This window comes from Rhodococcus sp. JCM 9793 (assembly GCF_055380405.1).
In genome coordinates, this window is record NZ_AP043721.1 from 5,945,587 (window position 1) to 5,956,093 (window position 10,507).

Here is a 10,507-nt window from a genome sequence, read left to right on the forward strand (position 1 = left end):
ACCTCAGCGGTCATCCACAAATCGGTATACCGACGTGTGCACATCGTTGACCTGGGAATCACCGACGGTTAACGTTGCCGAAAGCTGTTACTGCCGGTATGGGGGGAATACAAGGTGAAAAGACGCTTCATGAGTGCTGCCGTCCTGGCGGTGGCCGCCGCCACCACGATCGCACTTGCGCCACCGGCCGCGGCCGATCCGACCGGCGGAGCCGACGCCGTCGCATGGCAAGACGCCGTCGACGCACCCGATGCCTACCCGAACACGGCAGTCGAGTGGGACGTTCCGATCACCCTCAGCGACGGAACCATCCTTCGCGCCAATGTGTTCCGTCCCGCGAATGCGGACGGGACACCGATCGACGAGCAGACCCCGGTGGTCCTCAACCTCACGCCGTACACGAAGCTCCTGTCGACGCTCGCATCCGTGGCGATGGAGGATCCGACGCTTCAACCACTCGTCGAAGACCTCGGGAACATCGTGAATCTCGACGCTCCCTTCGACGGCATCACGGAACTCGCCGCCCCCGCAGCACAGCTCGGACGCGTCTTCGGACTCAATCGCGACCTCGTACAGAACGGCTACACCCAGGTCATCGTCGACGTCCGCGGTACGGGCTTCTCCCAGGGGCAATGGGACGTGCTCGGACCTCGCGAACAACAGGACACCGTCGAGGTCATCGACTGGGCGGCCTCACAGCCGTGGTCCAACGGCCGCATCGGCACCACGGGCGTGTCGTATTCGGCGATCAATCAGATCCAGGCCGCAGGACACCGGCCCGCCGAACTCGACGCTGTCTTCGCCGTCGAACCCGGCAACGACCTCCTCCGCGACATCGTCGGCACCGGCGGCGCGATCGGCGTCGGATTCATGCCGGCCTGGCTCGGTCTCGTCAACGGCCTCAAATGGGTTCCCGATGTCGAAGCATTGTTGCAGGGCAGATTCGATGCGCAATGGCTTCACGACCGGATGGACGATCCGTTCACCAAGATCCCCGAACTCGCCGAAGCGCTCACCGCACCGACCATCGAGGGCGTCTCCCCCGGCGCTCTCGAGGTCGCACAGGACGGCCCGTTCTACCAGGACCGACAAGCCGATCTCGACGCCGTCGAAGTACCCACCTTCGTGTTCGGCAACTGGCACGACATCTTCGCCAACAGCGAGCCCGAGATCTACAACTCGATTCCGGTGTCCCCCGGCAACAAGCAGCTCGTGATGGGCGACGGGTACCACGCCGTGCTCGGCGAAGGCTTCGGCACACCCGGTCACCCGCCGACGATGGTGGCGTTGCAGCGTGCCTGGTTCGACCATTGGCTCAAGGACATCGACAACGGCATCACGGGGTACGGGCCGGTAACGCTTCTGCAGCAGGGGGGCGGCTGGACCACCACCGACCAATTCCCGCGTGCGGGTGTCGAATACGAACGGATGTACCTGTCGACGGCCCCGAGCGGCACCGCCGCGCACGCGGTCCACGACGGAAGCCTGCAGCCAACCCCGCCGGATTCTCCGGCGCGGCTCACCGTTGCACCCGGCCTTCGCGGGGTGTGTTCGAGGGAGGCCGCGCAAGGCACCGCGGGCATCGCGGTCGTCCTCGGATCGAACTGCACGAAGGACGCACGATTCAACGAGGCGGAGGGCCTGGTGTTCACATCCGGGCCGGTGGCCGACCCGACACCGCTCTCCGGCCCGATCAACCTGCACCTGAACACCGTGCTCGACAACCCGGACGGGTTCTGGTCGGTGTCGATCAATGATGTTGCGCCCGACGGCCGCTCCACGGTGCTGTCCACCGGATCCCTGGTTGCGTCACTACGTGCGATCGACGATTCCAAGAGCACGTTCACCGAGTCGGGCGACTACGCGCAGGCCCACCCGTACCTCACGCTCGACACCCACCAACCCGTCGTCCCCGGTCAGCCCACCCTGCTCGACATCAGCATGCTGCCCACCGACGCAATCCTGCAGCCGGGCCACCGCATCCGGATCGATGTGTACGCGTCGAGTATTCCGCGGTCGCTGCCGCTCGGCCCGATGCTGCACGACAGCAAGCTTGCTCCCCAACATGTCGAACTCGATCCGTCTACGCCCAGCTACGTGACACTCCCCGTCGTGCGATGAGGTCTCGAATCGCATCGAAGGCCGGTTTGGGTGTGTAGTCGTCGCGTAGGAGTCCGAATCGGCTGGCCCATCCGGCGTCGCTGCGCCCGTCCCGAAGCCCGAAGAACTCGTACGCGGTGACACCCACGTCCGAGTCGAAGGCAGCGTGGGCTACGGTCTCGAGGACTCTGCGCTGGGTCGCCTCGTCCCGATCGGTTCCCGTCGGCCATCCGGTCTCCGTGAGGTGAATCGGCGTGGACGCGGGAACCCCGACTTCCGATGTGACAGAACGGAACCGGTCCAGCAGAAAGGTGACGGCCCCAGCGAGCTGATCGTGCGGAACGGGGTGGAACACGTCGGGAAAGGCATCCAGTCCGATGTAGTCGAGGCACCCGAGGAGATCCGGGCCGATCGAGCGTGCCATCTGCCCCCAGAATGCCGGGTCGGCCATACCCGCCGAGTTCACCCCGATCTCGACCTCGACACCGAGTCGCTCACGCTCGTCGAGCGCTGCAGCGATACCGGCCGCGACGGCGTCGAAGCATCCCGGGCTGCCACCGTCCTGCGGTGACGGCATGTTGAGTTCCTCACCGATCTGTACCTTGCCGCCGCCCCATGCGGCGACGTCCCGGACGGCTTCGCGAATAAATTCGCCGAAGCCGTCCGGGTCCGGTACCACGCTCTGGTAGCAGGCCACCAGGTCGATCAACCGCCCGTCTCCCGTGTACACCGCGGGCTGTTCGGGCGTGCGGGTCGCCCCAGGCGACCGCTGCACCCCCGCTCCGAAATGCCGATAGCAGCGCACATAGAAGACCGACGCATCACCCTGCAGTTCGCGAATGGCAGCCAGGGATGCAACGGGGTCTTCCGGTGGGCATTCGAGCGGGTGGAAGTCGACAAGGTCGGCCGCGACGACGCCGGGCCAGATCCCGAAGATCATGATTCCTCCTTTAGCTGTATACGGCTAACCGTACAAGGTTAGCCGTATACAGCTAGTCGACTACAATTCGGGCGTGCCCACGAATGCGCTCGACAATCCTCTGGTACTGCCCATACTCGGCCTCCTCGTCGAACGATCCCGCCACCCGTACGCAGTATTCAGCGAGCTCAGGCGCCGGTACGACTATCTCCAGGTGCGTAACGGGACCGTCTACACACTCCTGCAGCGTCTGACCGATGAAGGATGGGTCAGTGCGAGCGGCGACGAGCGCATCGCGACGGAATCAGGCGTTGCCGCACTCGCCGAACGTGTCGCACAGCAGCTTCGCAGCTCCGACCTCACCGGAGGACCGGCATTCGTCACCGCGCTCGCATACATCGGAATCCTGCCGCCCTCGGAGGCCGTTGCCGTACTCGAAGAGCGGGTCGCGCTCATCCACGAAGAAATCCAGCGGCTCGATCAGGCCGTCCACAATTCGGGAGAGCCCGAAATCCACATGATCGAAGCCTACTTCCTGCGCTCACGCCTGAAGCATGACGTCGACTGGCTCGACAGCACCGCGCGACGAATCAAGGTGAAAGAGCTCGGCTGGGTCCGCTGACCCGCATCAACAGCACCGTGCCCCCGGGTTCGAGGCACTGGCGGCATGCCTCTCACGCCAGTACTCCCGTTCGCTCAGGACCGGGGACTCCGGGTGCAGCCGCCGCTGCAGTGCCGCATAGCGCGCGTAGTCGTGGTCGCCCATCAACGCACCGACCCACCACCACACTCGACGGATCGTAGTGATCACGGCGCGCTCCCCTCCTGCCCTCGATCGACGTGCGCATGGGCAGCACCGGGTGCACGTACCTTGCCGGATGCGATGAGTTCGTCCCACTGCTTCTGCAGTTCACGCTCTGCCTGTGTGGGCACGAACCCGGCCGGAGCGAAGATCTTCGACGGCACATCCGGCGACTCCGTGGTGGGCATGCCGCCCAACCGTATCGACCGAATACACACCACCACACCGGCAACGGCCACGATGAGGACGAGAACCGCGAACACGATCGACAGGGTGCCCTGGATGAACGTATTCCGGATGACCGCGTCGATCGCCGCCGGCGACGCCGCCGAGCCGAAGCTGGTTTCGCCCGCGTCCTTCGCGTCGACGAAGGCATTGTGCTGCGCCCAGTAGCCGACCGCGCGGTCGCTGGAGAAGATCTTCTGCCACGACGCAGTCATCGTCACGATGAGATCCCACACCAACGGAACTCCCGGGATCCACGCCCACTTCAGCAGACCCTTCTTGACCACGATGGTGAGGACGATCGTGAGTGCGATCGCGGCGAGCAGCTGGTTGGCGATACCGAACAGCGGGAACAGGGTGTTGATACCGCCGAGTGGATCGGTGACGCCCATGAGCAGGATCGCACCCCACAGTGCGCAGACAACGAACGAGCAGAACCACGCGCCGGGTCGCCACGACGGGTCCTTGAAACGCTGGGCGGGCCCGCCGAAGTTGCCGAGGGAATCCGAGAGCATGAAGCGCGCGACACGAGTACCCGCATCGACGGTCGTGAGGATGAACAACGCCTCGAACATGATCGCGAAGTGATACCAGAACGATTTGAGACTGTCGCCGCCGAACAGATCTGACAGCACATTCGACATACCGAACGCAAGGGTGGGTGCACCGCCGGTTCGGGAGATGATCGACTCCTCCCCGACCGCGGCCGCCGCACCGGCGAGTTGTTCGGGAGTGACATCCGGCGACGAGAGACCGAGACTGTTCACATAGGCCGCGGCGGTTTCGGGAGTGCCACCGGTCAACGCCTCCGGCGCATTGAGCGCAAAGTACAGATGCTGGTCGATGATGCACGCGGTGACCAGAGCCATGATCGCCACGAACGATTCGGTGAGCATCCCGCCGTACCCGATGAGACGGGTCTGCTTCTCCTTCTCCAGCATCTTCGGGGTCGTGCCCGACGAGATCAGTGCATGGAACCCCGACAGCGCACCGCACGCGATGGTGATGAACAGGAACGGGAAGAGCGACCCCGCGAAGGCGGGCCCGTCACCGTCTATCGCGAACGACGTGACGTCGGGCATCTGGATCTCGGGGCGGGCGATGAGAATACCGATCGCGAGCAACGCAATGGTGCCGACCTTCATGAATGTCGACAGGTAGTCGCGCGGAGCCAGCAGCAACCAGACCGGCAGGACCGACGCGGCGAACCCGTAGGCGATCATCAACCACGCGATCGTCACCTTCGACAGGGTGAACCATTCGACGCCCCAGTCGGTTTCGGCGACCCATCCCCCGGCGACGATCGCCAGGATCAGTAGCACGACACCGATCGCCGAGACTTCCGAGACCTTGCCGGGACGCAGGAACCGCAGGTACACCCCCATGAACAGTGCGATCGGAATGGTCATCGCGATCGAGAACAGCCCCCACGGGCTTTCGGCGAGTGCATTGACGACCACGAGGGCAAGCACCGCGATGATGATGATCATGATGACGAAGACGGCGATCAAGGCGGCGATGCCTCCGATCGGACCGAGTTCATCTCGTCCCATCTGCCCGAGGCTGCGTCCGCGACGGCGCGACGAAATCCACAGCACCAGGAAATCCTGGACGCCACCGGCGAAGACGACGCCGACGATGATCCAGATCGTTCCCGGCAGATAGCCCATCTGAGCGGCGAGGACCGGGCCGACGAGCGGTCCGGCGCCGGCGATCGCGGCGAAGTGATGCCCGAACAGGACCCGCCGGTCGGTCGGCATGTAATCCTTGCCGTTCTCCAGGACCTCGGCGGGTGTCGCGCGATCGTCGCGCGGCTGCACGATCTTGCGCTCGATGAACTTGGCGTAGAACCGGTATGCGACAAGGTATGTGCACACCGCTGCGATCACGAACCAGACCGCGTTGATGTTCTCACCGCGGACCACCGCGATGATCGACCATGCGAATCCGCCGATGACCGCCAGGACCACGAAGACGATGCGCGCCGTGGCGGACATCGGGGTCCGCTCGACGACACCGACGGGCGGCAAGTCCGGGTCCGTACGCAGGTATTCGATGTTCGGGTCGGTTTGCGGCGCCGGGTCGACGGCCATCTCGGCTCCTCACCAGAGCCGACCCGGAGCGGCAACCGATGCGCCCCGACGGCTCTCGACAACGTGCACAGTTCTGGCTTGCGTGACGCTACCCGCGGACGGGTGAGAAGGAACCGAAATCACGGATTCGGCGATCGGCAAACCTCAGCCGCGCGCCGCGATCCTCGCCTGGACTTCGGGACGGCGCAAGGGAGGCACGGTCGGTGGGGGCTGTCGTCGCTCGGGTAGGAGGTCGAGCAGCCTGGTGGTCGTCGCGGTGACCTCCGCGACGGCCTGCTCGAACGGCTCGCGGGTGGCATCGGACAGTTTATGAATTCCGCTGACCTTACGGACGTACTGCCGAGCGGCCGCCTCGATCTCTTCGGCGGTCGCTACCGGCTCGAGCCCGCGCAGCTCCGTGATGTTCCGGCACATACATTCGAGGGTAGACCTCGTCGTCGAACCGGCCCAGAGAAAACGCGCGCCCGTCCGCTTCCTGCGGCTGCGATTGCAGCCGCGGGAAACTGACGGGCGCGCGAGTAGTACCGAGCAGCCGAACTCAGAGGCGCTCGATGATGGTGACGTTGGCGGTGCCGCCACCCTCGCAGATGGTGAGCAGGCCGTAGCGTCCGCCGGTGCGCTCGAGCTCGTTGAGCAGGGTTGCCATGAGCTTGGTGCCGGTCGCGCCGAGCGGGTGGCCGAGCGCGATAGCGCCGCCGTTGACGTTGACCTTGGCCGGGTCGGCGCCGATCTCCTTGATCCATGCGAGCACGACGGGCGCGAACGCCTCGTTGATCTCGATCAGGTCGATGTCGTCGATCGTGAGACCGGTCTTCTCGAGCGCGTACCGGGTGGCCGGGATCGGGGCGCTCAGCATGAAGATCGGGTCGTCGCCACGAGCACTCATGTGGTGAATCCGCGCGCGCGGCTTCAGACCGTGCTTCTTCACTGCCTCGTCGGACGCGAGCAGCAGCGCGCTGGCGCCATCGGAGATCTGGCTGGCGACGGCCGCGGTGAGTCGTCCACCCTCGACGAGCACGTTGAGCGAGGCCATCTTCTCGAGGCTGGTCTCACGCGGGCCCTCATCGGTGGTGAACTCACCGACCGGGACGATTTCCTTCTCGAAGCGTCCCTCGGCGATGGCCGCCTTGGCGCGCTCGTGGCTCTGCAGAGCCCACTGCTCGAGGTCCTCGCGGGTGATGTCCCACTTGTCCGCGATCATCTCGGCGCCGCGGAACTGCGACACTTCCTCGTTGCCGTAACGCTCGGTCCAGTCCTTCGACTCGGCGGTCGGGGTGGTGAAGCCGTACTGCTGACCGACGACCATCGCGGCGGAGATCGGGATCTGGCTCATGTTCTGCACGCCGCCGGCGATGATGAGGTCGGCCGTGCCGGACAGGATCGCCTGCGCCCCGAATTGGATGGCCTGCTGGCTCGAGCCGCACTGACGGTCGACGGTGACACCGGGCACGTGCTGCGGCAGGCCCGCGGCCAGCCACGACATGCGTGCAATGTTGCCGGCCTGGCCGCCGATCGCGTCGACGCAGCCGAAGATGACGTCGTCGACGTCCGACGGGTCGATGCCGGTGCGCTCGACGACGGCCTTGATGACGTGCGAGCCGAGGTCGATCGGGTGAACGGGAGCCAGGCCACCGTTCTTCTTACCGATCGGAGTGCGGATCGCATCGACGATGTACGCCTCGGTCATTGTTGCTCCTTATGCGGGGTTCGGGTTCGACAGTCCATCGAGAACGATGGAAAGGTACTGCTGCGCAACTTGTTCGACACTGAGCGCTCCGCCAGGCCGATACCAGCGCACCGCGACCCACACCGTGTCGCGGAGAAAACGGAAGACGACGTCGACGTCCACGTCGGGTCGGAATGAGCCTTCGGAGATTCCGCGCTCGAGCACACCCACCCACAGTGTGCGGAATTCGGTGTTGAGTTCGGCGATGTAGGCGAACCGGTCGCCGTCGAGATGCTTGGCCTCGTCCTGGTAGATCGCGACCGCAGCGTGCGATCGGTCGATCGATTCGTAGGACGTGGTGACGAGCGCTTCGAGCGTCGCGCGGGGATCGAGGCCGGCGGCCACGATCTTGCGGTATCGATCGAACAGGTCGTCGAGGAAACCTCGCAGGATCTCGTCGACCATCGACTCCTTCGAGTCGAAGTGGTGGTAGAGGCTGCCCGAGAGGATCCCCGCGGCGTCGGCGATGTCACGGACCGTGGTGGCGCGGACACCGCGTGACGCGAAGAGATCGGCCGCGAGGTGGAGCAGTTCGGCGCGGCGGCCGGTCTTCGCTGAGTCGTCGCGAGGTGGGGTCATGGGAAGAAAGCCTTTCGAACTTCTGGCCCTGTCGAACTGCTAGGCCCGCTGCGAGGAGACCGACACGATTTCGCCGGTCAGGTAGGTGGTGTAGTCGCTCGCGAGCATCGCAATCGTCGCCGCGATCTCCCACACCTCCGCCGCACGACCGTACGCTTCGTCGGAGGCGAGCTTGTCGAGCAGTTCCTCGCTGGTGACCTTCGCGAGGAAGGCGTGACGTGCGATGGACGGGGCGACGGCGTTGATGCGCACGCCGTACTCGGCGGCTTCGATCGCCGAGCAACGGGTGAGTGCCATGACCCCGGCCTTCGCGGCCGCGTAGTGCGCCTGCGAATGCTGGGCACGCCACCCGAGGACCGAGGCGTTGTTGACGAGGACGCCACCGTGGCCGGCCGACCTGAAGTAGCGCAGTGCGGCCCGTGTCGCACGGAAGGTGCTGGTGAGAGTGACGTCGAGGACGCGATCCCACTGGTCGTCGGTCATGTCGACGACGGGGGTTTCTCCGCCGAGGCCGGCGTTGTTGATCAGCGTGTCGATTCGGCCGAGCTTCTCTGCTGCACCGACGATGAGCGCGTCGACCTGCTCGGTCGACGACACGTCGCACACGATGGAGTGCACCTGCTGCTCGGGGAACTCTGCGGCGAGCTTGTCTGCGGCCTCACCGAGGCGACGCTCGTGGAAGTCGGAGACGAGCACGTCGGCACCTTCGAGCAGGGCACGTCGGGCCGACGAGAAGCCGATACCCGTTCCGGCGGCCGCGGTGACGACGACCTTCTTTCCGGTGAGCAGCCCGTGGCCCGGAGTTTCTACCGGGGGGACCGACAGGGGTGAAGTGGTCTGGGGCGTGGTGGTCACGGACGAGCCTCTCGGGGAAGGCCGAGCACCCGCTCGGCGATGACGTTGCGCTGGATCTCGTTGGATCCGCCGTAGATGGTGTCGGCGCGGGTGAACAGGAACAGGCGCTGCCATTCGGCGAGCTCGAGGTGTTCCGGGTCGGTGATGTTCGACGGTGTGCCCGCGTGATCGTGGTCGGGGCCGACGAGCGACGCGGCGCCCTGGGCTTCCATGGCGAGGACACCGAGGTCGCGGTGCCAGTTGGCCCACAGCAGTTTGGCGACCGACGCCTGGCCGGGATCGGCGTCGCCGAGGGTGCGGAGCGCGTGGGCACGCATCACGCGCAGCCCGACGCGAGCGCGAGCGATCTTCTCGCGGATGTCGGGGTCGTCGAGGGAGCCGCCGGCCCGCGCGAGGTCGACGACGCCGTCGAGTTCGCGGGCGAAGCCGATCTGCTGGCCGAGCGTGGAGACACCGCGTTCGAAGGTCAACAGACCCATCGCGACCTTCCAGCCGTCGCCGGGTTCACCGACGACGAGATCGGCGTCGGTGACCGCGTCGTCGAAGAAGACCTCGTTGAACTCGGAGGTACCGGTGAGCTGCTGGATGGGCCGGACGGTGACGCCGGGCTGGTCGAGCGGCACGAGCAGGAAACTCAGGCCTTTGTGGCGGGTCGAGCCCGGTTCGGTGCGTGCGATCACGAACGCCCACTGCGCGACGTGCGCGAGGGATGTCCACACCTTCTGACCGTTGATGATCCACTTGCCGTCTTCGAGCCGCGCGGTGGTCGAGACATTGGCGAGGTCGGATCCGGCGCCCGGCTCGGAGTAACCCTGGGCCCACAGTTCGGTGACGTTGCGGATTCCGGGCAGGAAACGCTTCTTCTGTTCCTCGGTTCCGAACGCGATGAGGGTCGGTCCGAGCAGCTCCTCACCGAGGTGGTTCACGCGGGCGGGCGCATCGGCCTTCGCGTACTCGGTGTGGAAGGTGACCCGCTCCTCCATGCTCGCGCCACGGCCGCCGTGTTCGGTGGGCCAGCCGATGCAGGTCCATCCGGCCTCGGCGAGGTGACGATCCCATGCGAGCCGTTGTTCGAAGAACTCGTGCTCGCTGCCGGGACCGCCCTTACCCCTGAGCGCGGCGAACTCGCCGGTCAAGTTCTCCTCGAGCCACGTCCGCACGGTGGCCGCGTACTCGGTATTTTCCAGGCTCTCGCTCTCTTGCACGTC

The 10,507-nt window shown here is 65.6% G+C and carries 10 protein-coding genes; 2 read left to right on the top strand and 8 right to left on the bottom strand.

What is annotated here, in order from left to right:
* The first annotated feature begins 129 nt into the window (after positions 1-129).
* On the top strand, positions 130-2,121 hold the full coding sequence (locus tag ACZ46K_RS29650) for a CocE/NonD family hydrolase (RefSeq protein WP_464746287.1): 1,992 nt from the start codon (positions 130-132) through the stop codon (positions 2,119-2,121).
* Here ACZ46K_RS29650 and ACZ46K_RS29655 read toward each other — a convergent pair.
* Positions 2,084-3,040, bottom strand: coding sequence for a hypothetical protein (locus ACZ46K_RS29655; protein WP_464746288.1), 957 nt, complete (start codon positions 3,038-3,040; stop codon positions 2,084-2,086). The two genes, ACZ46K_RS29650 and ACZ46K_RS29655, sit on opposite strands and share 38 nt — an antisense overlap.
* A 73-nt stretch (positions 3,041-3,113) precedes the next feature.
* Here ACZ46K_RS29655 and ACZ46K_RS29660 point away from each other — a divergent pair, with 73 nt between their 5' ends.
* Positions 3,114-3,641, top strand: coding sequence for a PadR family transcriptional regulator (locus tag ACZ46K_RS29660; RefSeq protein WP_054807219.1), 528 nt, complete (start codon positions 3,114-3,116; stop codon positions 3,639-3,641).
* A gap of 6 nt (positions 3,642-3,647) precedes the next feature.
* On the opposite strand, the gene ACZ46K_RS29665 is transcribed toward ACZ46K_RS29660, so the two are convergent.
* From ACZ46K_RS29665 to ACZ46K_RS29695, 7 genes are all read right to left on the bottom strand, one after another.
* Complete coding sequence (locus ACZ46K_RS29665; protein WP_054807218.1) at positions 3,648-3,830, bottom strand: YbdD/YjiX family protein; 183 nt, start codon at positions 3,828-3,830, stop codon at positions 3,648-3,650.
* Complete coding sequence (locus ACZ46K_RS29670) at positions 3,827-6,139, bottom strand: carbon starvation CstA family protein (protein ID WP_464746289.1); 2,313 nt, start codon at positions 6,137-6,139, stop codon at positions 3,827-3,829. Before ACZ46K_RS29670 ends, ACZ46K_RS29665 begins: the two co-directional genes overlap by 4 nt.
* 144 nt (positions 6,140-6,283) lie before the next feature.
* Positions 6,284-6,553 (bottom strand): DUF2277 domain-containing protein, encoded by a 270-nt coding sequence (locus tag ACZ46K_RS29675; protein WP_054718315.1) that lies wholly within the window; start codon positions 6,551-6,553, stop codon positions 6,284-6,286.
* A 124-nt stretch (positions 6,554-6,677) separates the two neighbouring features.
* The gene (locus ACZ46K_RS29680; RefSeq protein WP_464746290.1) at positions 6,678-7,826 is read right to left on the bottom strand and encodes an acetyl-CoA C-acetyltransferase; all 1,149 of its coding nucleotides are present in this window, start codon (positions 7,824-7,826) and stop codon (positions 6,678-6,680) included.
* Positions 7,827-7,835: 9 nt separating this feature from the next.
* A complete protein-coding gene (locus tag ACZ46K_RS29685; RefSeq protein ID WP_464746291.1) occupies positions 7,836-8,444 on the bottom strand; it encodes a TetR/AcrR family transcriptional regulator in 609 nt (202 codons plus the stop codon).
* 39 nt (positions 8,445-8,483) lie between these two features.
* Complete coding sequence (locus ACZ46K_RS29690; protein ID WP_054807217.1) at positions 8,484-9,299, bottom strand: SDR family oxidoreductase; 816 nt, start codon at positions 9,297-9,299, stop codon at positions 8,484-8,486.
* A complete protein-coding gene (locus tag ACZ46K_RS29695) occupies positions 9,296-10,504 on the bottom strand; it encodes an acyl-CoA dehydrogenase family protein (protein WP_464746292.1) in 1,209 nt (402 codons plus the stop codon). The genes ACZ46K_RS29690 and ACZ46K_RS29695 overlap by 4 nt, the downstream gene beginning before the upstream one ends.
* Positions 10,505-10,507: the final 3 nt, after the last annotated feature.

Coding starts and splice junctions, on each gene's coding strand:
- ACZ46K_RS29680 (WP_464746290.1), bottom strand. CDS start 7,826: ATGACCGAGGCGTACATCGTCGATGCGATCCGCACTCCGATCGGTAAG.
- ACZ46K_RS29650 (WP_464746287.1), top strand. CDS start 130: ATGAGTGCTGCCGTCCTGGCGGTGGCCGCCGCCACCACGATCGCACTT.
- ACZ46K_RS29655 (WP_464746288.1), bottom strand. CDS start 3,040: ATGATCTTCGGGATCTGGCCCGGCGTCGTCGCGGCCGACCTTGTCGAC.
- ACZ46K_RS29670 (WP_464746289.1), bottom strand. CDS start 6,139: ATGGCCGTCGACCCGGCGCCGCAAACCGACCCGAACATCGAATACCTG.
- ACZ46K_RS29685 (WP_464746291.1), bottom strand. CDS start 8,444: ATGACCCCACCTCGCGACGACTCAGCGAAGACCGGCCGCCGCGCCGAA.
- ACZ46K_RS29675 (WP_054718315.1), bottom strand. CDS start 6,553: ATGTGCCGGAACATCACGGAGCTGCGCGGGCTCGAGCCGGTAGCGACC.